The sequence below is a fragment of the Chryseolinea soli genome, from assembly GCF_003589925.1.
Lineage (GTDB): Bacteria > Bacteroidota > Bacteroidia > Cytophagales > Cyclobacteriaceae > Chryseolinea > Chryseolinea soli.
The window spans coordinates 5,917,462-5,941,396 of the sequence record NZ_CP032382.1; the positions used below are offsets into that span (position 1 = coordinate 5,917,462).

The 23,935-nt window shown below is 44.9% G+C and carries 26 protein-coding genes; 13 read left to right on the forward strand and 13 right to left on the reverse strand.

What is annotated here, in order from left to right:
• Positions 1–446: 446 nt before the first annotated feature.
• Together D4L85_RS24785 and D4L85_RS24790 are read left to right on the forward strand one after the other, a co-directional pair.
• Complete coding sequence (locus tag D4L85_RS24785) at positions 447–1,316, forward strand: helix-turn-helix domain-containing protein (protein WP_119756835.1); 870 nt, start codon at positions 447–449, stop codon at positions 1,314–1,316.
• A 200-nt stretch (positions 1,317–1,516) separates the two neighbouring features.
• Positions 1,517–2,635, forward strand: a complete 1,119-nt coding sequence (locus D4L85_RS24790; protein WP_119758935.1) for an epoxide hydrolase family protein — start codon at positions 1,517–1,519, stop codon at positions 2,633–2,635.
• A gap of 263 nt (positions 2,636–2,898) precedes the next feature.
• Here D4L85_RS24790 and D4L85_RS24800 read toward each other — a convergent pair whose 3' ends face one another.
• Positions 2,899–3,477, reverse strand: coding sequence for a YdeI/OmpD-associated family protein (locus D4L85_RS24800; RefSeq protein ID WP_119756836.1), 579 nt, complete (start codon positions 3,475–3,477; stop codon positions 2,899–2,901).
• 260 nt (positions 3,478–3,737) lie between these two features.
• On the opposite strand from D4L85_RS24800, the gene D4L85_RS24805 reads away from it, so the two are divergent.
• From D4L85_RS24805 to D4L85_RS24815, 3 genes are read left to right on the forward strand one after another with little or no spacing between them, the layout of a single operon-like run.
• Complete coding sequence (locus D4L85_RS24805; RefSeq protein WP_119756837.1) at positions 3,738–4,064, forward strand: ArsR/SmtB family transcription factor; 327 nt, start codon at positions 3,738–3,740, stop codon at positions 4,062–4,064.
• Entirely contained in the window at positions 4,061–4,549 is a 489-nt protein-coding gene (locus D4L85_RS24810; RefSeq protein ID WP_119756838.1) for an SRPBCC family protein, read from the forward strand. The genes D4L85_RS24805 and D4L85_RS24810 overlap by 4 nt, the downstream gene beginning before the upstream one ends.
• The gene (locus D4L85_RS24815) at positions 4,546–5,217 is read left to right on the forward strand and encodes a DUF998 domain-containing protein (RefSeq protein WP_119756839.1); all 672 of its coding nucleotides are present in this window, start codon (positions 4,546–4,548) and stop codon (positions 5,215–5,217) included. The genes D4L85_RS24810 and D4L85_RS24815 overlap by 4 nt, the downstream gene beginning before the upstream one ends.
• Positions 5,218–5,346: 129 nt before the next feature.
• On the opposite strand, the gene D4L85_RS24820 is transcribed toward D4L85_RS24815, so the two are convergent.
• From D4L85_RS24820 to D4L85_RS24835, 4 genes are all read right to left on the reverse strand, one after another.
• A complete protein-coding gene (locus tag D4L85_RS24820) occupies positions 5,347–6,276 on the reverse strand; it encodes a hypothetical protein (protein ID WP_119756840.1) in 930 nt (309 codons plus the stop codon).
• 299 nt (positions 6,277–6,575) lie between these two features.
• Positions 6,576–7,001, reverse strand: a complete 426-nt coding sequence (locus D4L85_RS24825; RefSeq protein WP_119756841.1) for a VOC family protein — start codon at positions 6,999–7,001, stop codon at positions 6,576–6,578.
• Positions 7,002–7,074: 73 nt separating this feature from the next.
• Entirely contained in the window at positions 7,075–7,590 is a 516-nt protein-coding gene (locus D4L85_RS24830) for an SRPBCC family protein (RefSeq protein ID WP_119756842.1), read from the reverse strand.
• Positions 7,587–7,907, reverse strand: coding sequence for an ArsR/SmtB family transcription factor (locus tag D4L85_RS24835; protein ID WP_119756843.1), 321 nt, complete (start codon positions 7,905–7,907; stop codon positions 7,587–7,589). The genes D4L85_RS24830 and D4L85_RS24835 overlap by 4 nt, the downstream gene beginning before the upstream one ends.
• A gap of 166 nt (positions 7,908–8,073) precedes the next feature.
• Here D4L85_RS24835 and D4L85_RS24840 point away from each other — a divergent pair, with 166 nt between their 5' ends.
• On the forward strand, positions 8,074–8,418 hold the full coding sequence (locus D4L85_RS24840; protein WP_119756844.1) for a ribose-5-phosphate isomerase: 345 nt from the start codon (positions 8,074–8,076) through the stop codon (positions 8,416–8,418).
• On the opposite strand, the gene D4L85_RS24845 is transcribed toward D4L85_RS24840, so the two are convergent.
• From D4L85_RS24845 to D4L85_RS24860, 4 genes are all read right to left on the reverse strand, one after another.
• The gene (locus tag D4L85_RS24845; protein ID WP_119756845.1) at positions 8,415–9,005 is read right to left on the reverse strand and encodes a Crp/Fnr family transcriptional regulator; all 591 of its coding nucleotides are present in this window, start codon (positions 9,003–9,005) and stop codon (positions 8,415–8,417) included. The genes D4L85_RS24840 and D4L85_RS24845 overlap by 4 nt on opposite strands.
• Before the next feature lie 229 nt (positions 9,006–9,234).
• A complete protein-coding gene (locus tag D4L85_RS24850) occupies positions 9,235–10,032 on the reverse strand; it encodes an alpha/beta fold hydrolase (RefSeq protein WP_119756846.1) in 798 nt (265 codons plus the stop codon).
• 24 nt (positions 10,033–10,056) lie between these two features.
• Complete coding sequence (locus tag D4L85_RS24855) at positions 10,057–10,872, reverse strand: alpha/beta fold hydrolase (protein ID WP_119756847.1); 816 nt, start codon at positions 10,870–10,872, stop codon at positions 10,057–10,059.
• 18 nt (positions 10,873–10,890) lie between these two features.
• Complete coding sequence (locus D4L85_RS24860; protein ID WP_119756848.1) at positions 10,891–11,667, reverse strand: alpha/beta fold hydrolase; 777 nt, start codon at positions 11,665–11,667, stop codon at positions 10,891–10,893.
• Between the two features lie 296 nt (positions 11,668–11,963).
• Here D4L85_RS24860 and D4L85_RS24865 point away from each other — a divergent pair, with 296 nt between their 5' ends.
• The 5 genes from D4L85_RS24865 (at position 11,964) to D4L85_RS24885 (ending at position 16,551) form a co-directional block, all read left to right on the forward strand.
• Entirely contained in the window at positions 11,964–12,971 is a 1,008-nt protein-coding gene (locus D4L85_RS24865) for a family 43 glycosylhydrolase (RefSeq protein ID WP_119756849.1), read from the forward strand.
• Between the two features lie 299 nt (positions 12,972–13,270).
• On the forward strand, positions 13,271–13,717 hold the full coding sequence (locus tag D4L85_RS24870) for a protein-disulfide reductase DsbD domain-containing protein (protein WP_119756850.1): 447 nt from the start codon (positions 13,271–13,273) through the stop codon (positions 13,715–13,717).
• A 227-nt stretch (positions 13,718–13,944) separates the two neighbouring features.
• Positions 13,945–14,307: a VOC family protein gene (locus D4L85_RS24875; RefSeq protein WP_119756851.1), complete on the forward strand. Its 363-nt coding sequence runs from the start codon at positions 13,945–13,947 to the stop codon at positions 14,305–14,307.
• A 114-nt stretch (positions 14,308–14,421) separates the two neighbouring features.
• On the forward strand, positions 14,422–15,876 hold the full coding sequence (locus D4L85_RS24880) for a polysaccharide deacetylase family protein (protein ID WP_160143982.1): 1,455 nt from the start codon (positions 14,422–14,424) through the stop codon (positions 15,874–15,876).
• Between the two features lie 171 nt (positions 15,877–16,047).
• Positions 16,048–16,551: an RNA polymerase sigma factor gene (locus D4L85_RS24885; protein WP_119758936.1), complete on the forward strand. Its 504-nt coding sequence runs from the start codon at positions 16,048–16,050 to the stop codon at positions 16,549–16,551.
• Between the two features lie 679 nt (positions 16,552–17,230).
• Here the strand turns inward: D4L85_RS24885 and D4L85_RS24895 are convergent.
• From D4L85_RS24895 to D4L85_RS24910, 4 genes are all read right to left on the reverse strand, one after another.
• On the reverse strand, positions 17,231–17,800 hold the full coding sequence (locus tag D4L85_RS24895) for a major capsid protein (RefSeq protein ID WP_119756854.1): 570 nt from the start codon (positions 17,798–17,800) through the stop codon (positions 17,231–17,233).
• 188 nt (positions 17,801–17,988) lie between these two features.
• On the reverse strand, positions 17,989–19,800 hold the full coding sequence (locus tag D4L85_RS24900) for a hypothetical protein (protein WP_160143983.1): 1,812 nt from the start codon (positions 19,798–19,800) through the stop codon (positions 17,989–17,991).
• Between the two features lie 127 nt (positions 19,801–19,927).
• Positions 19,928–21,355, reverse strand: coding sequence for a M56 family metallopeptidase (locus D4L85_RS24905; protein WP_119756856.1), 1,428 nt, complete (start codon positions 21,353–21,355; stop codon positions 19,928–19,930).
• Positions 21,352–21,723 carry a BlaI/MecI/CopY family transcriptional regulator gene (locus D4L85_RS24910; protein WP_119756857.1) on the reverse strand — a complete coding sequence of 124 codons (372 nt, stop codon included), beginning with the start codon at positions 21,721–21,723 and terminating at the stop codon, positions 21,352–21,354. Before D4L85_RS24910 ends, D4L85_RS24905 begins: the two co-directional genes overlap by 4 nt.
• Before the next feature lie 346 nt (positions 21,724–22,069).
• On the opposite strand from D4L85_RS24910, the gene D4L85_RS24915 reads away from it, so the two are divergent.
• Both D4L85_RS24915 and D4L85_RS24925 read left to right on the forward strand, forming a co-directional pair.
• The gene (locus D4L85_RS24915) at positions 22,070–22,264 is read left to right on the forward strand and encodes a T9SS type B sorting domain-containing protein (protein WP_236849089.1); all 195 of its coding nucleotides are present in this window, start codon (positions 22,070–22,072) and stop codon (positions 22,262–22,264) included.
• Between the two features lie 417 nt (positions 22,265–22,681).
• Positions 22,682–23,665 (forward strand): NAD(P)H-dependent flavin oxidoreductase, encoded by a 984-nt coding sequence (locus tag D4L85_RS24925; RefSeq protein WP_119756860.1) that lies wholly within the window; start codon positions 22,682–22,684, stop codon positions 23,663–23,665.
• The last annotated feature ends 270 nt before the right edge of the window (positions 23,666–23,935 follow it).

Genomic DNA, 23,935 nt, shown 5'->3' on the forward strand with positions numbered 1-23,935 from the left:
GTCAAGAATTAAAATTTCGTACGGCTGACCGCCACGGTTACGACGCCGGCTTCTTTGGATTTTACGTTTGATCACGTTGCCTTGAAAATAAAGACGACACGCGTAGAGGTTTCGATGTACCGGGTTAGACTCCTTAGGCACCTGGTCGGGAACGAATCGATACCACGCACACATACCATTGGCTATAATTTCAATGGCGAACGATAACTTTGCCATTTAAAACGACGTTAGATGGTCATATTAGTTCAAAACAAATGAATCGTGAGCGTCTATGGTTTTTGGCAAATCCCTGAAGCATCTTTTCCTGATGGCCATCACGATACAAGCATTGCGCCCATCTTACGCCGGACGAGCAGCATCTCTTTTATAGCACGGACCACGATGTGAAATGGATCCACGCCCGGCACTTGCCCTGATGTTACCTTGAAAACCCCCGCCCCCAAAACATGCAGAAAAAATTCAATCTGAAATCTTTCAACCTGTATGAATTTTTAAAGCACCAAAACACGGATGGTTGTAACGTACCATTTTTCTTAGCGGATCGGCACACCTACAGGAACGCACACGTCAATTTTCCCTTCCGGACATTTGCCTATGGGCTGGGCATCACCTACACGGGCGAGGGCGATGTGTTTAAGATCGGCAGCACGGATTATTCTCTAAAAGCGCGAAGCCTCACGACCGTCGGGCCTGGGATGGTTTGTCAATGGGCGGGTAATTACACGGCAGAACACGATACGGTTTATTTTACGGAAGAACTCTTTGAAGGAATACAGGCAAAATCATTTTTACATTCGCTGTCCTTCTTCTTTCACGGAGGCAATCATGTGATCCAGCTGACCGACGAACAAGTAAAAAAGATACAATCTTTGTTCGGATTGCTCAAGGAATTAAAAGACGAGAAAGACGCCATTCCGGGTATTGTTCATGCTCTCCTCGCGCTGTCAAATTCATTTCATTCCACGCAAAATGGAAAACGCAAGCATCCACAGCGCTCCAGAAGCGAAGAGATCGCCCGGGAGTTTAGAAAATTGGTGGGCCACCATTTTGCTCAGCATAAAGGGGTGGCATTTTATGCCCGAAGCCTGAACATCACACCCAAATACCTGAGCGAAGTCCTGCAGGCTGAGGTCGGCAAGTCAGCAAAAACCTTCATCGACGAATTTGTGACGCTGGAAGCCAAGAGCCTGTTGAAGCAAACTGCGATGTCGATACAGGAGATATGTCACTGGCTCGGTTTTGAAGATGCATCTCATTTTACAAAGTCATTTAAAAAGCTGGCAAAAATTACCCCTACGGAATACCGCAAGGGATAGGCGCCACTCGGAGCCAGAAGAACAGAAGGAAACCGAAATTTCTACCATTACTCCCGACAATTCATCTAACAGCCAACGGGTTTGAAACATAGCTTTGTTTGTAAAACAGCACCCTTATGAACAAGCTATGCGCTTTCATTTTTGCCCTGCTCGTGTCGGGCAGCATGAGTTGTTATTCACAGACAAAAAAAACATCCCCAATGAAAAACGTAAAAGAATTCAAAGTGGCCGTCCCTCAACAGACATTGGACGATTTGAAAAAACGGTTGGAGAATACCCGCTGGCCTGGTGAAGCCGAGGGCTCCGGCTGGAATTTTGGCACCAGCGAAGCGTATCTGCGCGGTCTGGTTCATTATTGGCAAACCGGATACGACTGGCGCAAACAAGAATCCTTGCTCAACAAATACCCGCAGTACATAGCCGAGGTGAACGGTGTGAAAGTACATTTTCAATATATCAAGGGCAAAGGCAAAAATCCAAAGCCCCTTATTTTGACACACGGCTGGCCGGACAGCTACTACCGTTTTCATAAGATCATTCCGCTGCTCACCGAAGGCGAACAAAGCTTTGATCTGGTAATTCCATCCATCCCTGGTTTTGGTTTTTCTGATAAAATTGCTGTGACCAGCGAGGCGGTGGCTGACCTATGGAAAGTGCTGATGACAGAAAACCTGGGGTATGAAAAATTCTATGCTGCAGGCGGTGACATCGGCATGGGCGTTACCAAAGCCCTGGCGTCGAAATATCCCGGAGTAGTGGCGGGGGTTCATTTTACCGACTTGGGTTATCCCATGGGACAGGAAGACCCGACCACCATGACCGAGGCCGAAAAACAATTTGCACAGTTCGTGCAGCAATGGTGGTATGCCGAAGGGGCATATGCCATGGTGCAGGCCACCAAGCCGCAATCATTGGCCTACGGTTTGAACGATTCACCCGTGGCGCTTGCCGGTTGGATGCTGAGTTTCGCCAACGCCGGTGCAACCCCCGAACTCATAGAGCCGGCATTCGGCGGCAAGGATGAATTGCTCACCAACGTCATGATCTACTGGGTGACGCAAACGGTCGCCACCTCAGTCAGAATGTATAAGGCAGATGCGATTGCCCAATGGGGTGGTGCGCAACCCTTGCAGAAAAGCAACGTGCCGGCAGGGGTGTCCGTATTTCCGAGAGAAGCGCAATTTCCCAAAGAGTGGGCGGAGCGTTTTGTAAATGTAGTCAGCTATAAAAAAATGAAAGAAGGCGGACATTTTGCGGCGCTCGAAGTGCCCAACGACTTTGCGGAGGAACTGAAGAGTTTCTTTTATAGCATCAAATGATTCGGCTGTTATTTAATAAACCTGGCAACCCCGGTAGAGCATCTTAATCACTTCTTAGCGTTGGAGGCGAGAAAGTTATTAACCTCAGCCAATACATGAAGACATCGAACCAGCGATTGCTGGTTCGATTCGGATTCCCGAGACCGAAGCCATGGTCGCCATTCTGGTAAGGATGAGACTCGACAGGCCGTTAGCCAAATGACTTGTAGACTTTGTTAGCGGCTGGCAATTCCAAATAATTGTCGCCACTTAGCTGAATTATTTTAATGGAATTTCTCACCTTTTGCCAGCATTTCAATAATTTCTTTGATGCGTTTTTCTCTTGTCTCTTGTTTTTTTGCGGTCTGAAGGCGAAACCCAATAGAGAAAAGATTGGTCTTATTGAGACCCTTAAAAAATGCTTCTGCCTTTTTGTTTTTGCTAAGTTCTTTTAGAAAGTCTTCCGGTATAGTCATTTTGCTCGAGGAAGCGTATGCCTTTTCCCAACTACCGTCTGCTTTGGCTTTTTCGGCAGCTTTTAATCCTGCAGGTTTCATTCTACCTTCTTTGATTAATCTTTCGACGTGTTCAGTATTTATTTTTGACCAAATACTTTTTGCGCCTCGGGGACAAAACCTTTGCAGCCAGGCTTGTTCATCATGTGCTTGTTTTTGACCATCGATCCACCCGTAGCAAAGCGCTACTTCAAGTGCTTCTGCATAGCTGACGGTCTTTTTCCCCGAATCCTTCTTGAATATTTTGAGCCAAAGCCCATCTGAGTTATCGTGATGCTTTATGAGCCAGGTTTCAAATGCCTTGGCTGTTTTAAATTCCATTATTGGAGCAGCATTTAATTTAGTCATATACCGATGGCTTTTTTTATTCTATGCGCTTGCCGCTAACCATTGGCTAACGGCAGTTGTTCTTTACTTTCTACGGATAAAGATAAGTTGCTTTACATTCATTTTTAAATACACCCTGACTAATGTGCTTTGATATTACGGTTCGTCACTTCCGAATACAAAAGGTGCCCAATACTGCATATTTGCAACGGCAAAAAAAAATTCATTTTTATTTGTGTCGTTATTTGACGACGTATATATTTGTCGTCAAATAACGACATATGGATTTACGACGAGACGTTTTCCAGGCGCTGGCTGATCCCACCAGGCGTGGGATACTCATGCTTTTAGCAAGCCAGGCAATGTCTGCAGGCGCGATTGCAGCCGAGTTTGACACCGCTAGATCTACGGTATCGAAACATTTGCAAATTCTCACCGAATGTGAACTGTTAAAACAGGAACATCAAGGACGCGAGATCTATTATCACTTTAACCCTAGAAAAATGAAAGAAGTCGATGACTTTATTCAACCCTTCAGACAAATGTGGGAAGAACGCCATAACCGACTTGATAATTTATTAACGAAACTTAAATCAAAGAAAAAATGAACAAGACAAAAATTATTGCAGACCCGGGGAAACAGGAATTATTTATCATCCGGGAATTTGATGCATCACGGGATTTGGTCTTCAGAGCGTATTCGGAGGAGGAGCTACTGGTTCAATGGCTTGGCCCACGCGAGTTGGTAACACGTTATGAGAAGTTTGAACCACGTGCCGGTGGTATGTACCGCTACGTTCAATCGCTGCCAAACGGAATGGAGGTTGCTTTTTGTGGTGTATGCCATGAGCATACAGCCCCTGAGCGTATAATCAACACATTTGAGTTTGAAGGGCTTCCTGAAAAGGGTCATGTGGTATTGGAGACTTTAAGGTTCGAGGTGGTGACCGGCAATAGAACCCGGGTGATTGGCCAGTCCGTGTTTCAATCTGTGGAAGATCGTGATGGAATGATTCACTCGGGCATGGAGCATGGGGTTATTGACTCGCATAACAGACTTGATGAACTGATCAACGCAAATAGACTAAAATGACACCCACAAATTGGTCAATCGTTCTCTTAGGTTATGCCAAGTGGTTTGCATTGGCGTTTATGGTGATACTCACCGGCCTGCATTTTATCAAGCCGGAACTGGATCCATCATGGAATTTCATAAGCGAGTATGAAGTGGGGAAACTGGGATGGTTAATGCAGCTGGCTTTTATTTCCCTTGGCTTAAGTTGTTTGCTGTTCGCAATGGGTATGTGGACAGAATTAAATATTCTTGGCAAAATAGGGGCGGGGTTACTCTTGGTCACTGCCGGTGGAATGTTTATCGGCGGAATATTTAAAACAGACGCCTTGAACACCAGTCAGGAGGCGCTGACGATGTCAGGAAGGTTACATCAGTTTGGCGCGATGTTGGATCAGCTTCCATTCGCATCGCTGCTGATCACCATCGCACTGTTTAAAAGGAATAACTGGAAAGCAGATCGATGGCTTTTGATCGTATTACTAGCTGCCGTGTGGTTTGGATTTGTTTATTTCGTTAGAGCAATTCAGGTACAATTTCCGGCTGACGGCAAGTTTGGTCCACACGTGGTGGTTGGCTGGCAGAATAGGTTGATGATCATCACCCAGGCGTTATGGGTCGCCTTGATTGCTTTCCGGGCGCAACAAAGAACAAATACATCAGTTGCCACGCCACTGAAATCAATTTGACTGTTTGGTGGCTTGGCTTTAAAACGAACTGTGTAAAGATAAAACTGAAAAGGGCCCCTAAAGGCCCTTTTACTGGAAGTGTCGGACTCGCTGTGGCTTCGCCCGATAGTGATCGGGCCGCCAACCCGGTTAATAATAAGAAAACTGATACGTCCCCAGGTTCAGTTGGCTGTTGCCATGTACCTCGTCAACTGTAGCCTGAACGATACCTACCTTGGTAGGATAGTTCAGCACATCATAGGTGTACGTAAACGTAGATGTGATCGTCACAAAGCTGTTGGCCGTATCCGTGCCCTTAAACACCATGGACGTGGGGTTGTTCTGATCTCTGCAGATCGTCTCGTAAAATTCTTCGTCCGGATAGGAGGTAAGCGACAGGTAATACAGGATACCACCCTGGATATTGAACGGGTTGTTACGCGTGTCAAAAACGTTGGTAAGGTTGTACCCCGCCTGTTCTTTCCACGTCACCACTTTGGTAATGTTGCTGCCGGTATACGTATACGAGTTCTCGTTCCCGTACGGATTCGGATATACGAGAACGCCATAGTCGTTGCCTTTACGGGTCAGCACTTGCCCCGAAGCATTGTTCGTATAGTCGATGTCAGCAGTCTTGTCCACCACCAGGAAATTCTCGTCGGGATAGAACGCCAGGTGCTTGTTGATGATGCCCGATCCGCCATACGTGAAGAAGGCTTTCTCCACCGACACCGGGGCACCCGTGGCATAGGTCTTCGCCACATACGACGACGGCAGGCAATCGCCGCCATAGTAAACCTTGAGGCGGGTAACCGTACTATCGCCCCGCGCCACCGCGCCGGAATAGCTCACTTTGACAATGCTGTCGATCAGATTGCTCTGGTAATAGAATCTGAACCGTTCCTGTACAACAAGCGATGCGTCGGTGTGGACGATCTGCTTTACTTTTCGCTGGCGCGCGAACGCGATATCGCATCTCTTGCAGGGCGGGTTGTCCTCGCACCCGGAGAAAATAATGGAACATAACGCAAGGCAGATCATCAGACCGCCTGAGAGGAGAGGGTTTTTGGTCTTTTTCATCTTTCTACATATTAAATGAAACTGTTTTAAATGTATCTGGAAGTTAAAGAGTTTTTTGGTGGGACGGTGAAATAAAAAACCGCATAAAATTAAATTTATGCGGTTTAATGTTGAAATGCGAACGCAATTTGTCCCGGATTTCCGGGAGTATTAGGGACGCTCGCTATTTTTTTGAGGGCAGAGCATCGTCGTAGAAAGGGCGTAGCTATGCTCTAAGAGGGTTATGTGTTTTGAATAAATTTTTCATAACGATGTTTAGATTTTTTTATTGATAATAAAAAGTCGCAAGTTACTTGCCCCTAGTTTTGAGCAAACTCCACAATCCATTCAATACCGTATTTGTCTCTAAAACAACCAAAATATGAACCCCAACCACTGTCGCCGATAGGTCCCTCTATTTGCCCTCCTGCTGAAAGCCCATTAAATAATTTGTCTGCTTCTTCTTTACTTTCTGCACGTACTACAATTTTACTTCTGTTCTCATTTTCGTTTGTTCTTCCCATAGCTTCCGGAACATCATTTGCCATCAGCATACTATTTTTGCCGATTGGCAAAACAATATGCATAATTTTGTCTTCCTCCTTTTTTGCAACTTTGAATTCGGGGCCTGCAAGATCTTTGAAGCGAATAATCTTAGCAAACGCTCCGCCAAATACGGATTTGTAAAAGGTAAATGCTTCTTCGGCATTTCCATTGAAGTTAATGTGAGGATTGATGAGTGCCATAATTTTTAAGTTTTTAAGTTTTTGAATTCGTTACTTTCTTATTTGTTGACTACCGTCCCGATAGCTATCAGGATCATTTTTGCGATAAACTTGCCAGCAGATTTTCCAGATTAGTCATGATCATTTTAAATCCTTCCGTGAAGCCCATTTCAATCATCTTTTCCATACGGGCAAGTGATTCATTATAAATAGTAATATTCACTTTTGTCACGGGATAGCCATCGGGTCCGTTTTGTTCGCTGAACGTGTAATCCCATTCAGAACCCGGCAATTCAGGGTTCTCATCTTTGTCTGCAAAAGCATTAAACATTTTGAAGTTGGTTTTTGGACTGATCGAAGTGTATCGCTGAATTGCCCAACGCTCATTCCCCTCCGGACTTATCATGGCATAGAATCTTCGACCACCGACCCTGAAGTCCATCGCTTTTGTTTTTGCAGTAAAAGGTGCCGGGGCATTCCATTGGTCGAGGAACTCTGCTTTGGTAAAGGCGTCCCATACCAGGTCGAGATCAGCATCAAATTCTCTTGTGATGAATACCGTTTTCGCTGCTTTGTCAACGGTAAAATCGAATAGCAAATTGTTGTTCATTTTTTTTGTTTTTTCATGGTTGACAATACTTGATCAAGTCGATTAAATTGGCTTTCCCAAATTTTCCTTAATTGATCCAGCCATCTATCGATCTCTTTCATCTTTTCAATTTCAAGTGAGTAGTAGATCTCCCTTCCTTGTTGTTCCTGTTTTAGCAGTTCGCATTCGGTGAGTACGCGCAGGTGTTTGGAAACCGCCTGTCGCGTAATATTGAAGTTGTCGGCAATGGCGTTCGGTGTCATGGCCTGCAATGCAATTAAGGTTATGATGGCCCGGCGTGTAGGGTCAGCAATGGCCTGAAAAATGTCTCTTCTCATTTTGCTGTCGTTTAAATTGAGCAACTGATCGGTTGCAAATATATGTGCAACTGATCAGTTGCGCAAAGTAAATCTGAATTTTTTATTACGAATTGTCGTAAATACTCTAAAATTGGGTCTGGAGAACAAAAAGGGGGGCTTTCGCCATTTTTAGGGCCAGAATCGTATGAGGTATCGCGTGTATGTAGTGGAGCTTTCGAAAAAGGTTTTTACCGAAAATAGAAAATTTCGGGAAGCCAATCCGCAATTCAATGGTGTGCTCGAGTGTCTTTATGTTGGGATGACGAGCAAAACTCCCCAGGAAAGGTTTATACAGCACCGGACCGGATATGTGAATAAAAAAGGGCACAAGTTGTCAGCCAATATCGTCCAGAAATACGGACGGTATTTACGTCCCAGTCTTTATGACCATATTAATTTGAAGTCGATGACAAGAGCAGAGGCATTAGCCATGGAAGAAAAACTTGCTTGGGATTTAAGACGGCAAGGCTATGCTGTATGGTTTAATTAATGTTCAATTTTTTTTGAAAACTCACGCCTGATCCTGCTTAATGAAGTATCTGTAATGTTTAGATACGATGCAATTTGTTTCAACTGGGCATGCTGAAAGATCTCTTTATTGGAAGTGATAAAGTTTTTATACCGGGCTTCGCCGCTAAGGTTGATTAATTCCAATGATCTCTTTTTAAAGAGTACATATTCTTTGGCCAACATGGCTACACCATAAGCCCTGAATTCAGGGATAGCATGCAGCAGCATGTTTAATTGCTCATAGGTAATGGAATAACCTGTACAATCGGTTACGGCCTGTATGCTTTCTGTGGATTTTGTCTTTAAATAAAACGATGAAACTTCAAGCACCACACTATCTCTTTGGTAAAAATTAGTGGTTATCTCGTTGCCTTTACTGTCAAAGGTGAAGGCGCGCATGAAACCGCTCTGTAAAAAGAAATAGCGGTCATTTACCTTTCCCTCCCTAAGAAAGAAGTCATTTTTGGCAATGGTCATCTCTTCGAAGTACTCGACCACATGGTCTAAAGTGTGGTCCGGGAATGTTAGATTTCGTAAGATATAATTTTTCAGCCCCTGTTTATCCATTTGTATTATATCGTGTTATACGTATACTGTTTAAACGCTGTTAAAAATTACCACGCAGCGAAAATTGTTTCAAATTTTGATTGATCGCCCAGAGAAGCGATCAATCAAAATTAGTTGATCCTCAAGTTAATAAAAAATGCACTTACGTCTATAGCAAATCCCGGCTGTTCTGGAGCAGGCCTCTATGACCTGAGTTCCTTGTTTGTTAAATTTTCCAGTGAATGATCTTTTATTTGGCTTCCAAGGCTATGATTTGCGCCAGTACATGTGGAAACATAATAAAAGGCGTATGACTGGAAGGAAGGGAATACAATCTCTGTATACCGGCATCTTTGACCATTTTCTGTTGGAGTGAGTATCCGATGGTATGATCATTTAGACTGTGAACAAAAACTTTATTGATTTTCCCAAACTTTCCGTCGGTCAGCGTAACGGGTGTTGCCAACGGGGCCAGCGGTTCAGGTTTTGTGTTATTGCTTACATAGTCGGCCACCGGTGCGGGGGCGTCGGCCATGAAAACATCTGCAACTCCTTCTTTACGTACGGTGGCAATCCCTGCCTTTTCATCTACGATAAGACTTTTTCCAATGTGACTTTCTGCGTCAGTTTGTGCAAGGGATAGCAGGCTCTCTCCATTCTTAGGCACGTAAGCTGCGATATAAATTATCTTCTTTATCTGTGGTGCAATTTGTTCTGCTACCTGGCTTGCTACAATACCTCCGAAACTATGGGCTACCAATACAACATTTTGTTTGTCGCCAATGGCTTTTTTAACCTCGTCAATATAAAGTTTTAGGCTAATCCCCGTAATAGCGGTATTGTCGCTTCCATGTCCAGGAAGATTAATGGAAATAACCGGGTTGCCTGCTGCAACTAGATCTTCGGTAACATGTATCCAGTCACTCGCCGATGACCATGCACCGTGAATAATTACAATTGTACTGGTGCTCTGGGCTTTATTAACCTGTGAGAGGGCAGTAAACGTTGTTGCCAATAGCACGGCTATGGATAAAATCAAATTCTTCATTACTCTATAGATTAAAATGGATAATTAGTTATGGGATATTTTGATCAAAAGTGCTGACAGTGAATCGGGCTGGGAAAGGAATGGGCTATGGCCTGTATTGATCTTGTATATGGACTTAACGCCACCGGATGTAATCATCCTATCTTGTAAGGACGGAGACACCACATGGTCTTTTAGTGTCCTGATATAGACTTTTTCGACAGCCCCAAAATTTTCGGCAGTGAGTGATACAGGATTTATAAATGGAATTAAGGGTTCCGAACGGTAATTTTTCAACACGAGGTTTTGAACCTCCGGAGTGCCATCCTGGATGAAAAGGTTGACAAGTTGATCTTGCTTTACGTCTACAGTGACACCGTCATTGTTGAAGATCAGGACACCATCGCCACCAAGTTGTGAGTCGGGATCGGTATGTGCCAATTCATTCAATGTCTGGCCAGTGGCTGGTAAATAGGCGGCAACGTAAACCAGTTTCTCGGTTTTTTCAGGTACCGCTTCTGCTACTGAGGAAATGATCATACCCCCAAGGCTATGACCTACTAAAATAACTTTGCCATCGATTGTCGAAAGGGCGTCAATTACCTTTTCTTTATAGCGATCCAGTGTTATTTCGCCAGGAGGCGTCTGATCGCTTCCATGTCCCGGCAATTCGATAACTGTAACTTTATGACCTTGTTTTTCAAGATTGGCTTTTACAGAATTCCAGACATACGGAGCCTGCCATGCGCCATGAACAAGTACATAATTTTTGGATGGTGCTGGCCCTGCATCATCTGAGCAGGATGTTAAGATAAAGATACAAGCAACAACAAGCAGTTGGATTAATCTAATATGTTTCATGATGGGTTTAGTTACATTTTAATTTCTGCTCGCTTCCAAGGATATGATAGTGGATAATACCTGGGCAAAGACTATGAATGGAGTATGGCTTGACGGCAGTGAATACGTTCTTGTGATGCCAGCTTCTTCAACCATCTTTTGCTGAAGTGAATAGCTTACTGTACAGTCGTGCTGACTGTGGATATACACCTTTGCGATTTGTCCGAAGTTAATGTTCGTTAAAGTGACTGGCGTAGCAAGAGGAGCCAAAGGTTCTGGCCTCATGTTGTTGGTTACATATTCGACTACAGGGGTGGGAGCATCCGCCATAAAGGTCTCTGCAATGGCTTCTTTTGCTATACTGGCAACGCCGGCCTTTTCATCCACGATAAGATTTTTGCCGGCAAGGCTTTCTGAATCAGTCTTTGCCAGGGATAATAAGCTGTCCCCATTTTTCGGGACAAAGGCCGCGACATAAATTACTTTTTTGATCTGGGGAGCAATGAGTTCTGCTACTTCGCTGGCCACGAGACCGCCAAAACTGTGGCTGACCAGTGTGATGTCCGTTTCATCGCCAATCGCCTTTAAGACCTCAAATACGTAGAGCTGTAGACTAATGGATGAAACGGGTGTTTCATCACTGCCATGGCCCGGAAGATTCACGGTGATCACGTTACTCCCGGCGGAGATAAGATGTCCGGCCACATGGCTCCAATCCTTTGCAGACGACCACGCCCCGTGGATCACTACGACGGTGGTGCCTTTAAGTGATAAGGGACTTTTGTCCGTTTCTTTATTTCTTCCTCCGTTTTCCATATAGATTATTTAGTACGACTACGCAAAGGAAGTGGGAATAAAGCTGGCGCCACTTGTCTTATGGCAAGTAATGATCCTGAGTCTTTTTTTTGCTGCTGCCAGACCGTTGGATATGAAGTAATTCAAATTCAGTTGATCCTCCCGCAAAACAGTGCAGAAGAATTCATTGCGTTTGAACAATATGCTTTGAGTCTTATGCCAACGATTGAAATAATGCTAAATTAATTCAGGTTATTTTCTTTGCCGAATGATAAGAAAAAGTAAACTGCTTATCCTGTATTAACTATCTTGGTCTCATGAAGACACATTTCTTTGGATGCCTGGTCTTGGTTCTGGCGATATGCTCCTGTAAGGAAGAAAAGAAAAAAACAAGCATCACGTTTGTTAAAGGGAATAATTCCATTTGGGAGGGTGAATTCACAGCGGCTGATCCCGATGTAGTCCGGGATGGCGATACGCTCAGAATGTACTACTCAAGTCTGGTCATAGACGGCAATGAGAAACTGATCATAGCGAGTGCTAAATCCATTGATGGGAAGCAGTGGATCCCATCGGATAACAACCCATCAGGAAAAGAAAGCATTTCGCTTGACGCAAGTCCGGGTAAATGGAATAATCATCTTGAAGCCAATTCAGTGATAGTACAAGATAATAAAGTGTGGATGTATTATTGCGGCTACAAAGAAGAAGCGGAAGTGTCGGGAACAATTGTAGCAAAGGGCCAGATCGGTCTGGCTACCGCTGATGATAAGATTCATTTTACGCCTTCTCCATCCGACCCAATACTCGAAATGGGTGGCGAAAACACAAAAGATGCAAACGCTTTGTTCTCTCCCACTGTATTGAAAGAGGGTAATACCTATTATATGTTGTATGTTGGCTATTGCATCGAAAATTGTTCACCCGCTTTTATAGGTATTCTTGGTGCGACATCTACAGATGGAATTAACTGGACAAAGCTTTCCAATCCTGTATTGGCAGGAACTGATAAAAATCTCCCGTGGGCAGAAGTTATCAAAGAACCTGATTTAGTAAAGGGGCCTGACGGATTATACTATCTCTTCATTTCGGGCGATCATAGCATCGGTGTTGCCAGAAGTGAAAATATACTTGGCCCTTACGAGGTTTACCCTGACCCGATCATTCAACCCACGTTGGATTGGGAAGGCACAGATGTAATTGCTCCGTCGGTAATCATTGAAAACAATAAAGTCCGCATTTGGTATACGGGCGTAACGATCACAGGCGGTGGAGCAGACTTCGCTATTGGGTATGCTGAATCTGACTTTCCGTTGAACTGGTAAAAATTCTTATCATGTATCCCCCTCGGGAGACAAAGGCTTGTGTTCTATCCTTAGGGATGTTGAGGGATCTCATTTCGAGAAAGTGAAAGAGATCTAGCACTCCTCTCCGTCCTGGGCGGAATTTGCCTCGAGGGCGGGGGGCGGCTGAGCAGCCTTCCGGAGGTTCCAGAATCTCGAATCGTCAATCTTTCAAGGCCACTTTTTTTGAATTCACTCACAGAAGGAGCAGTGAGTCAAAATGCGTATATTGGCATTAAACCTGGATGAACATAATTAATCACAAACGAATTTTGATCAACATGAAGAAGATAGTCTTGATGGTAGCAGTATTCCTTATATGCGCTACTTCATTCGCACAAATTTTAAAACCTGTGAAATGGTCTTATGCCTCCAAACGGATCAATGATAAAGAAGCGATCGTGTTTATAAAGGCAACGATGGAAAAGGGTTGGCACATCTATTCACAAACGGTTCCTGCTGGCGGTCCAGAGGCTACGAGTTTTTCATTCAGTGCCTCAAACGATTATAAACTAAAGGGTAAGACAAGCGAGCCTGAACCCATTACCAGGTTTGAGAACGCATTTAAGATGAAGCTAAGCTATTTTGAAAATGCTGTTGTATTCCAACAGCGGATTACCCAGGTTGGAGGTTCTCCAACAGTTAAAGGCACAGTTGTCTACATGGTCTGTAACAACATGCAATGTTTGTCGCCCGATGAGGTAGAGTTCAGCCTTCCCGTAAAGTAGCCAGTGAATAGGAGATTCATTTCAAGATTATTAACAATAATTTTCTCTTCGGGTTGATGGCTACTACTGCGAATGTGCAGGACAGCCTCCGCGGTTTGTGCGATTAGTCAAGGTAGATAGTCGCTAGCAGAACGTCAATTCGAATTTCAATATTTGAAAATTGTATTGAAAAAGGACATCTTTGTGAAAAGCCAGGTTACGAAAATCAGCCGAAAATTAAATCAATTATGAACTTTGCCAAGTTGGTTCCTAACGTCTATTATTTAGATATTAAAGACGGATTAAAGCTATTTGTTGATTGTCTTGAATTTAATATCGGGCATGATGAATTGAAATCAAAAAATCCGTTTTGCGTGCTCGAAAGGGACGGCTTGCAAATGTATCTTTTCGAAGATAAGGACCTGGCAAAGGAGCATAATCCTGAATTTAGGCTCGTAACGAATAATATCGATGAAGTATATAAAAAAGTAAGTTCATCACATCCCGATTTTCTGCATCCCAATCTCAGTAAAGTCACGCTTCGTCCCTGGGGAGCAAAAGAATTTGCTTTGAGGGATAACCAGGTATGTATCATTATCCAGCAATGGTGAATCTTTAAACGGAATTTGGTCCGTTGCAGCGAAAGCCATAAGACATTGCCCTCATCGAGAGGGGGGAGTGCCTGAGGGGAGAAGGCGTGTAGATTCTTTATAAGCGGCAATTTTTTGATCCAAAGTCTTCTCATCACCGAGAAACAAACCTTATTTTTGATTTCTTCGCAGGTCCATACACTTGCCCGAAAAATGCCTTTGTTTTATAAATTACCTTACCAAATGGTAAAATCAACTCACTCCATGAACCGCACGGTTATCTTTTCTCTTTGTGTAATGGTAGCACTGGCATCTTGCTCAAAGGATACCGATCAATCTTTCGGAGAAACGCGGATCACCAAATGGCAAGACGACAAAACCGCAGCCATCTCCATCACCTACGATGATGCCACCATCAATCAATTTCGAAAAGTACTTCCGATCATGGATTCGTTGGGGCTTAAGGCAACGTTCTACATTAATACCACAGATATCCCAGGCTCACAATTTGCACCCAAGTATTTTGGAAGGCCCCTGATCGATATCATTAAGGAAAGCGCGAAAACTCCAACAACGCTGGATAACCTTTTTGAACGTGCTTCAGCGTTGCGTTTTCTCGATATCGAAAATGCCATTGAAGCGCACAACAGTGCAGGCTCCCTCTTTGAACAAGGAAAAAAAGATGAAGCTTTTAAGGTTGTCGACGAGGCTTTCGCGAAAGCGAGAAGGAAAAACTCAGGTCGTGAAGTGCGGCCGGTATTACTGACCGGAGAAATGATCACCTGGGACGAGATCAGGAATTTTGCCAAGAATGGACACGAGTTTGGAAATCATACCATCTCGCATCCTCGCCTCGCCGTTTTGAGTGAGGCCAACTTGTTGTATGAGTTGGAAAAAGGAAAGGAAGAGATCTTCAATCAACTTGGCCCGGAGCATACATTCTCGGCAGAGTGTCCATTCGGAACGGAAGATGAACGCGTTATGGCGTATGCCCATAAAATTCACCCCGCACTGCGAAACCGTATGCCCGAGCCTTTTCTCGTCGAACTGAATCGAGCAAGTACGGAGCTTCCGGGAATAGACCATGGAAAAGAATATGTTCAATGGCAACGTGGTCCATTGAAAAGACACGGTGTGCCTGAAATGAAATCGTGGGTGGATACATTGCTAACACATAATAACGTTTGGCTGGTACTTACCTTTCACGGAGTCGATGGTGTAGGTTGGGAGGCAAAACCTCACCAGGAGCATAGAGAATATTTTGCCTACATGAAACTACACGAAACTAAACTTTGGATTGCTACTTTTAAGGACGTAACAAAATATATGCGTGAACGTATGAATGCTTCCTTGAAAGCGGAAAAACAGGGCGACAGGATTAGCGTAACATTGTCTCATTCACTGGACAAAAACCTGTATGACGTTCCGCTCACCTTGAAGACCTATGTGAAGAGCGATTGGAAAGAGGTAAAGATAACGCAGGGCAATCAATCTTTAACGCGTAAGCCGCAGACAGATCAAGAAGGTACTTATATTTTATATCCGGCAATGCCTGGAGATACGGCCATTGAAATAGCGTCGGTTGACTAGAAGTATCGAGGTCCGGATATTACTAGTGCTGCCCATGTTACCCCTCTAACCTTATGTTCTCACCCAGGTAGTGCGACGATTGTCGGATATCCATGGCCAAAATAAATTTACTTTGTTCCGTTATATTCCAGCCATTGTCCCGACTAGTTGTTTTGGACGCTAATGATCTACATGGAGCCAGGGCATGAACAGTCATTTCTTTCTTTTGTCGAAAAGCACAAAGGCATTTTATATAAGGTCATAAACGCATATGCAAAATCCCGGGATGATAAGAAAGATTTGTTTCAAGAAATCATGACGAATTTATGGAAGGCATATCCGTCATTTAAAGGGGATGCAAAAATAAGCACATGGATGTATAGAGTTGCGTTATATACGTCCATCACAAGATTCAGAGACGAAAGAAAGCAAATTAAGTATGAGCAAATCCATCAAGATGTCCCCCAAAGCGGAATAGATTCTTTTGTAGATGACCCTGAAGAGCCAGTTAAATTTTTGTACGAGGCTATTTCAAAGCTAACATCGGTTGACAAGGCTATTATTCTATTGCTCCTGGATGAAAAAAGTTATAAGGAAATTGCTCAAATTATTGGGTTGCGACCAACCGCAGTAGGAATGAGAATTAACCGTGCTAAGGACAAACTGATGAATCTGTTAAAACCTATTAAACCTTAATGTGATGAGTCTGGATGAAATGATAATTAATTGGAGGAACCAAACCGCTTACAAAGAAGTGCAGATTCGGCAGGAGACTTTGCATTTTCTATTCAAAGAAAAATCTAAGAACGTGTTGAGCAGGATCCATGTGTATTTGAAGCGAGAGTTAGGGCTGATAATACTTGCCACTATTTCCTTTGATGCGCTATTCTTTATGGTAGAAATGCCCTTTACCTCTCTAAGGTTGATTTGTTTTGCTGTATTCAATGTAATAACATTTGTGTGTATCTTTTCATATCTAAAAACTTTGAATAAAAGTAAATTAAAATACAGCGATGATTTGGAGACTAACCTTCGTACAATCATCCAGGGACTTACACAGTTTCGTAATCGATACAAACTAATTAACATCCCAGTAGTATTCGTGTGTATTTTGATGTTCGCTGGATCACATGATCTGTTGACATTAGTTCCGTGGATGATATTGGAGGTGCTGCTCTGGAGATCGATTTTATTACCTAAAATGCGTGCACGTTTTCAGGCCTATAAAACGGATTTGGAGTGCACCTTAAGGCTACTTCAGGAGAGCGCCTGAGATAAAGTAAGTGCTATTGATAATCAGGTAATTGAATCGGCTATTTCCCGATACAAAATGTGCCCTTCTCTCATAATCAAAGCGTCGACTGGTGAGAGGCGGCTAATGTAGCAGCTCCCGGATGGTGGTATCGGCATTAAACCGACGTAACGCCTTCGTTACCTGATCCAGCCTTTTAACGACATCGGGTTCTGAACTGGCGATGCGCAAAAGCGAATCACATTCGAACTGCAACGCCAGGTACTTCGTTAACCGCTCGCGCGCAACACTGTCGGCATTGAGGTTGAGGCCACGGAGAAGGTAAGGGGCCATGATTATTTCGATGTTGTCGCTTACAAGGGTTAAATAACGGTCGATATCATCGTGGTGCATAGATTGGGTACGGGCTATGGAATCTAGATCCAGCGTCGCTACTTCGTTGATGAGGTTGCGCGTGCCGCGGCGTTGCAGGTCGGAGATGCTCTTGGCGGCACGCAAGGTTAGCTCCATCAGTTTTCTATTTTTAACGATCGTCGATTTCAAAGAATCAAAACGGGCCAGTTGTTGTGCCGACGGGGACTTGTCTTCGACCTGGGGATCCGGCTTGGCACGGTGACATTGGGTGAAGAGCAAAAACAGTATGGTGAAAAAAGCGCCCGTCAGGAGGGCGTGTTTTTTTTTGAGGAGGTTCATGTTGACGTGATGCGGTTTTTTTTCAGCGAACGACGGCTCAATTTAGCCAGAATATCAATCTCATCCACACCGTTACCTAAGCCGGGGCACCATAAAAGATTTTTCCCAACGCTAACACAGGCCGGGACTATTATCCCAGCGTTACCAAACGTTGGCCAAAACATTTCTCGATTGCGCCGCTGGGTTCGTCAGTGTGGATCGACCGTCATCGACGAACGATGCCCCGTCGTGATGGCCCAGTAATCGATCCACTGCCGTCGGATGCCGTTGGCTCGATTGATGAGTTCCGCACTTGGCTTTCGACCGTGCTCCACGATCACCACGATCCCGGTGTTGAATTGTCGCTGGGAATGATTGACGTCGGGTAAGCGCGGACCCTCCGCGGCGATGACGTCTTGAATCGTAATCCTCATGCGTTGGCCCTTGAAGATCGGGCGTTCGTTTGCATCCGTGCCGATCCGCACAAGCGGCCTCACGATGTAGAAGTCGGGCACTTCAGCCGCGGCGATCAATCCCATCAAGTAGAGTTCGAGATAGGAGTACCCCGAGGCGGGTACGAAAAAGCCATTGCGCAATGGGGTGAACGTGCCGTCGAGATTGTCTTGCCACGCGCTTCCACCTTGGGTGGAAGACTCGAGAGGCAACGAGTATGGGTACGCCACGCGCGCCTCCAACCCGGTATCCCAATGGGGCCACGCTCCGAGCGAGATCGTCTCGCCATTCACGCGGGCGGTAGCATATGCCGACCAGCGGTGTCCGATCTCGTGACCGAGATGCCCGACGGCGTAATTGTACGGACGGGGCTTCCCGTCGGGTGTCGCCTGCGCGAGCAGGGGTGTATAGAACGCAATATTTTTCGGGTTTCCGCCTGGCGCATTGTCGGGCGGGCGCTCTTGCATTTCGTTCGCACCAACAAAGATTGGCTGATACAGGCCGAGCTGAAATCGCCCGTCTGTGCAGCGGCTCTCGAGGATCGGTTTCGTTTGAGCGTGTTTGGTATCCCCGATCCCGGTGACGTTGCCTCCGATCGGCCCATCGCTCGGGCTGCTGGCCTCCTGGTTGTCGATGCGGAAATCCGAATAGTAGGCGAGAAAATCGAATTTGTCTCCGAGCGCCTGAATGACCGTGCAGGAAAGGTCCTGCGGTCGCGGAGGCATCAGATAATGAAACGCCTCACACAACGCAGCGAGCGAACCGCTCTTCGGGGTCAGACTGGACAGGTCAATGGATTGAACACGCTCACCCGCCGATAAGCTTGGGTAGATCCCCACGATGCCGTCTTTCGCTTCCATGGTCTTGTACGACATCTCGATTGAGCCGTCGCGGTGCAGGACAGCCTGAAACAGATTGGTCGTGGGGAACCAGGAGAAATCCAAATAGCCTCCGAATGGTTCGGTGAGATCCCATGTGATGACGACGCGATCAGCCAACTCCCGCACGTAGCGCGGGCCGGACATCCTGGGCTTCAGAAACACGCAGATGGCGGGTGCACGTTCGCCCAGCCTGGGGGCCACGTCAGCGAGACGGTCAAATCGTCCAACGGCGGCAGCGATTCCGCCATCAGGGCGACCGTACGCATCGACATCACCCACGCTCGGTGGCGGACCGAATCGAATGGATCCCGCCGTCCCCACGGAAAACGAACTCCACCGTTGCCCTGAAAACGGAAACGTGAACCGCTGAAGCCTGACGTCGGCACCGGTGAGTTCCACACCGTAGTGGGCGTCCCAACGTAAAGTCTCATTCGTCACACGATAGCGGGAACCGGCTGGACTAAATCGCAGCGTGCGGCCGACGAGATCAAACAGGTTCGGTTGCCCGAGCGTTGCGCTGTCCAACTCGATCACGATCAAATCGCCTGCTACCGATACCTGACCGATGGAATGTCCGGGTGTCTCCTGTCCTGCACAGGGGGAGAGCGCATTCACCATCAATCCGCACACGAGGAGCAAAGCGCGCAAGGCAACAGTTGTCCTGAGTTTAGTGCGGCGTGGGGTCATAGGATTTGTGTTGCTGGGATGCGTTGAGTTAGGAGGAACGTAAACACCGTGCTCCAAAGATTGCTAAAAAACAAATTCTCCTTACGCAATCACAAGGAGAATTATTAGAGAACGGTCTTTCCTGGTATTATTTTTCTTCGACCGTAAATTCAATATTGATCTTCCTGAGGTCTTCCAGCGGCTGCATGTTTAAACCTACTTTATCTTCTTTAAACAGCTTTGATTTCTTCAGGTTCTCCTGTGATTGAATGAGTTTCGACCGGCTGAATTTATCTCCTTTTTCGAGCTCGATCATTTTCAGAATTTCCGCAGTCGTGATTGATGAATTTCCTTTGACGATGATATCGTTGATATAAGCAACATCACCTTCGTGGATCTTCATGTTAAGCATCACTTTATTTTCAGTAACAACTTCTTCGGTATCTATTCTGAAAAAAACATATCCAAGATCCATATAAAGACCACCGATGTCTTGTCTTTTAGGATTGTATGATAAATTCCTTTCCAATTGTTTTTTATCATAAATATCCCCGGGTTTGATCGCCAGAATGTCGGTCAGATATTCATCCGTAAAAACCCTGTTGCCTTCCCAGGTTATTCCCGCGACGATTAATTTCTGCTCTGATACATTTGTCAGCTGACCTTGTTCAGAACGCTCTGTAAAAGAAAATACCGTCATCAGCAGCGCTAACAATGGTATGATGGCTACAAATCTTACTGCTTTCATTTTGTTTTGTTTTTTAATGTATAACATATTGATTCTTCTTTTTAAGTCTGCTACTGAAAACGGGTGAACGAACCGTTCTGCCTCATAATGATGAGACAACCGGACAATTAGTTTCGAGTACGCATCCGGATCCTGCATGGTATTCATCACCGCTTTGTCCGCCAGGTATTCGTGCACCTGGCATAGCGAAGTTTTTAATTTCTTCAGGAAAGGATTAAACCAACACACAATGCCTGCGATCTCCATCAATAAGAGATCATAGGAGTGTTTCTGCCGGATATGGGCCAGCTCATGCAGAAGCACTGTATTGTATTCATCCTGCTTTAGTGAATGCTTATTTTCATTAATAAATATGCATGTCATGAAAGAGAAAAAGGCAGGTCCGTTTTTTAGACGAACGATCCGGTAATCCTCTTCACGCACCATTTCGTTACTTTTTATAAGCATGTGAATTTTCCACAGACTGCGCAGCAATTTGTAGGATACAAAAAGACATCCGATGAGGTAAATCGTGAGCAGCGCAGGAAATAGAAGATCAACCAAGTCATGGGGTGATACGGCAAGGTCAGTGGTCTCTGATCTCACCGCGGTGCCATTTCCTTGACTGATCAAGGCAAGGAAAGACAGGCTCGCACCAAGGGCATGATCCGAAGGTTGCCATACGCCAATACGGAGCAGCGGGATGATGAAACTTATCACCGTGGCACTGAGCAAATAAATCCTGCTGAAATCAAAATAGGTGAGGTTTGAATACAATGCGCGATAAAGCAAATAAAAAACAGTATGGCAAATGGCAACCTGCAAAAGATACAATATGATAGCGTTCATTTCTTGCGGGTTTTAAGGTCTTGAATAAATTTTGAAATATCGTTTAACTCATCTTCGGACAACTCCTTTTCCTCCACCATAAAAGAAACTACATTTTCGAGTGATCCGTCAAAGTAATTCGTAATGAAACTCTTCAGCGCAAATTTTTTATAGGCCAGTTTAGAAACGGCAGGTGTATACTCATAGATCTTACCATACGCTTTATGCGTCACAAATCCTTTCTCTTCCAGGATCCTGACGATAGAAGAAATGGTCGTGTAGGGTGGCTTCGGATCAGGAAGCTGATCGATGATGTCATTCACAAAACCTTTTTTCATGGCCCAAAAAATGTCCATGATCCTTTCTTCTCTTTTTGTTAACAGCTCCATGTCACGAATGTGTAACTTATTTTTGAGTTATACAACTAAACATTTAATTATATAACGTATTGATGCGTAGTTTTTTGGCCATTTGATGCCTGAAAGGTAAATTCATCAGTCCAAAAACTGTGAATTCAGGCTAAATTTGAGGTTTTGAATATCGCTTTGGGAAAATCAGGGGGTTGAACTCCGGTGCGGTTTCTAATGGAGCCGCAGTCAAAACAACCCATTAAAAATTTGGCTGGGTGCGGGGGGAAGTCCGGCTTCTGTGTATCGTGCAGCCAACTGAAGTACCGCACAGGACACCTTATTCGTTCCGAATATTTTTACACCTAATGGAGACGATAAAAATCCTGTGTTCAAGGTAGAGACCACAGCAACCATAAATTCACTCGCCATCTACAATCGCTACGGCGACCAAATATTCCAGACTTCCACCGGGCAATGGGATGGAGGCGACGCTTCTTCAGGAGTATACTACTGGCGTCTGGTCTATGAAGGATGCGATAGCGAAAAAGAATTGAAAGGCTGGGTGCATTTGATCCGATGAGGCTGGCTGTGATGTTGAACTACAAGATCTTAACAATCTTCCCCAAACACCCAGAAGAATCCATTTAGTATTCATGGTCAGGTCATTTACATCAACCGCTCGGCGAATATTGTCATTGCGTATTTTTCAAGTCAGCCACAGGCGTCGTCGGTAGCGGGATACAAGCATTTCGTGTCGAAGTTGAATGCGTGCCGGGAATTGGCAAAGATCAAATAGTACGAACACAGAACTAAAAGGTAACCCTGCCTTTGCCGGATCGAATTGCCAAACGAATAATTCTTTACTATTTCAGAAAGAAGGAGCTCCAGCGTATGATCTTGATTGCGCTTAGAATGACGATGCGTGGCCCCGAAAAAGAATTCATGATCAAGAGCCATGGAGATCGCTAACATAGCGTGGCTTTGCTATATTTGACAAATGACAACCCTTGACAAGCTGCTGGGAATCCGGTATCCCATCATTTTAGCACCGATGTTCCTCATCTCGAATAGCCGAATGATTATTGCCGCATTGCGTAGTGGCGTAACGGCGGCATTTCCGGCGCTTAATTATAGGACGGATGAGGAGCTTAGAGCAGCCATTCGCGAGATCAGGCACGCATCAGATAAACCATTTGGTGTGAATCTCATTGTAAATCGCTCCAATCTTAAGTACAAATCACAACTCAAGACGTTGCTGGAGTTAAAAATTGATTTCATTATAACTTCCCTGGGTAGCCCCCAGGAAGTAATTGAGCAATGCAAGCCGTTGGGAATAAAAGTCTTTTGTGATGTTGTTGACTTGAAATACGCGAAAAAAGTTGAGGCGATGGGTGCAGACGCCTTGATTGCGGTAAACAACAGGGCAGGAGGACATGCAGGAGCCATTTCGCCTTATGAGCTTATAACACTGTTAAAGAATAACTGCAGCATTCCAATAATTTCCGCCGGTGGTGTTGCCACAGGGAAAGATCTTAAACAAGTGCTCGATTGGGGTGCAGCGGGAGCATCGATCGGAACTATTTTTATCGCTTGCGAAGAATCGGAGATCACACCTGAATACAAACAGGCGATGATCGATTATGGCGAAAAAGACATTGTCATGACAACGAAGCTCTCTGGCTCACCGCTCACGGTCATTAACACACCCTACGTTCAACAGCTCGGTACAAAAGCTAATCTTTTGGAGTTGATCCTCAATAACAACAAAACCTTAAAGAAGTATGCTAAAATGCTCATCGCTTTCCGTGGGATGAAAGCGGTTGAAAAAGCTGCGTTCGGAGCTACCTATAAAACGGTGTGGTGCGCTGGCCCTGCCATTGAACACGTAAAGCGCGTACAGCCGATAGCGGACATTATAAATACGATCACACGACAATTTGATGAAGTTTCCAATGAGACACCTAACGTGTTGCATCGCTAAAGCTAGTGCCTATGAGGCATAGGGTTTACGTCATTGAGATCTCGCGAAAAGTTTTTACTGAAAACACGAAGTTCCGGGTTGCCAATCCACAATTCAACAGAGTACTGGAATGTCTTTAAATCTGCTCAATACAGAATATCAACACGTTAGATTGGGTGCGCAACAAACTGCCGCCAAAAATAACCTAAGCATCGTTGGGAAGATATAAACAAGCCCGAAATAGACGAAAAAATCCCAAGTTACGTGGCCCCCAGCCTGTTTAATTAAGGT

Coding starts and splice junctions, on each gene's coding strand:
- D4L85_RS24845 (WP_119756845.1), bottom strand. CDS start 9,005: ATGGATAAACAGGGGCTGAAAAATTATATCTTACGAAATCTAACATTC.
- D4L85_RS24820 (WP_119756840.1), bottom strand. CDS start 6,276: ATGAAAAAGACCAAAAACCCTCTCCTCTCAGGCGGTCTGATGATCTGC.
- D4L85_RS24885 (WP_119758936.1), top strand. CDS start 16,048: ATGGAGCCAGGGCATGAACAGTCATTTCTTTCTTTTGTCGAAAAGCAC.
- D4L85_RS24800 (WP_119756836.1), bottom strand. CDS start 3,477: ATGACTAAATTAAATGCTGCTCCAATAATGGAATTTAAAACAGCCAAG.
- D4L85_RS24815 (WP_119756839.1), top strand. CDS start 4,546: ATGACACCCACAAATTGGTCAATCGTTCTCTTAGGTTATGCCAAGTGG.
- D4L85_RS24865 (WP_119756849.1), top strand. CDS start 11,964: ATGAAGACACATTTCTTTGGATGCCTGGTCTTGGTTCTGGCGATATGC.
- D4L85_RS24870 (WP_119756850.1), top strand. CDS start 13,271: ATGAAGAAGATAGTCTTGATGGTAGCAGTATTCCTTATATGCGCTACT.
- D4L85_RS24855 (WP_119756847.1), bottom strand. CDS start 10,872: ATGAAACATATTAGATTAATCCAACTGCTTGTTGTTGCTTGTATCTTT.
- D4L85_RS24910 (WP_119756857.1), bottom strand. CDS start 21,723: ATGGAGCTGTTAACAAAAAGAGAAGAAAGGATCATGGACATTTTTTGG.
- D4L85_RS24810 (WP_119756838.1), top strand. CDS start 4,061: ATGAACAAGACAAAAATTATTGCAGACCCGGGGAAACAGGAATTATTT.
- D4L85_RS24875 (WP_119756851.1), top strand. CDS start 13,945: ATGAACTTTGCCAAGTTGGTTCCTAACGTCTATTATTTAGATATTAAA.
- D4L85_RS24805 (WP_119756837.1), top strand. CDS start 3,738: ATGGATTTACGACGAGACGTTTTCCAGGCGCTGGCTGATCCCACCAGG.
- D4L85_RS24925 (WP_119756860.1), top strand. CDS start 22,682: ATGACAACCCTTGACAAGCTGCTGGGAATCCGGTATCCCATCATTTTA.
- D4L85_RS24850 (WP_119756846.1), bottom strand. CDS start 10,032: ATGAAGAATTTGATTTTATCCATAGCCGTGCTATTGGCAACAACGTTT.
- D4L85_RS24905 (WP_119756856.1), bottom strand. CDS start 21,355: ATGAACGCTATCATATTGTATCTTTTGCAGGTTGCCATTTGCCATACT.
- D4L85_RS24840 (WP_119756844.1), top strand. CDS start 8,074: ATGAGGTATCGCGTGTATGTAGTGGAGCTTTCGAAAAAGGTTTTTACC.
- D4L85_RS24825 (WP_119756841.1), bottom strand. CDS start 7,001: ATGGCACTCATCAATCCTCACATTAACTTCAATGGAAATGCCGAAGAA.
- D4L85_RS24900 (WP_160143983.1), bottom strand. CDS start 19,800: ATGACCCCACGCCGCACTAAACTCAGGACAACTGTTGCCTTGCGCGCT.
- D4L85_RS24895 (WP_119756854.1), bottom strand. CDS start 17,800: ATGAACCTCCTCAAAAAAAAACACGCCCTCCTGACGGGCGCTTTTTTC.
- D4L85_RS24830 (WP_119756842.1), bottom strand. CDS start 7,590: ATGAACAACAATTTGCTATTCGATTTTACCGTTGACAAAGCAGCGAAA.
- D4L85_RS24860 (WP_119756848.1), bottom strand. CDS start 11,667: ATGGAAAACGGAGGAAGAAATAAAGAAACGGACAAAAGTCCCTTATCA.
- D4L85_RS24790 (WP_119758935.1), top strand. CDS start 1,517: ATGAAAAACGTAAAAGAATTCAAAGTGGCCGTCCCTCAACAGACATTG.
- D4L85_RS24785 (WP_119756835.1), top strand. CDS start 447: ATGCAGAAAAAATTCAATCTGAAATCTTTCAACCTGTATGAATTTTTA.
- D4L85_RS24835 (WP_119756843.1), bottom strand. CDS start 7,907: ATGAGAAGAGACATTTTTCAGGCCATTGCTGACCCTACACGCCGGGCC.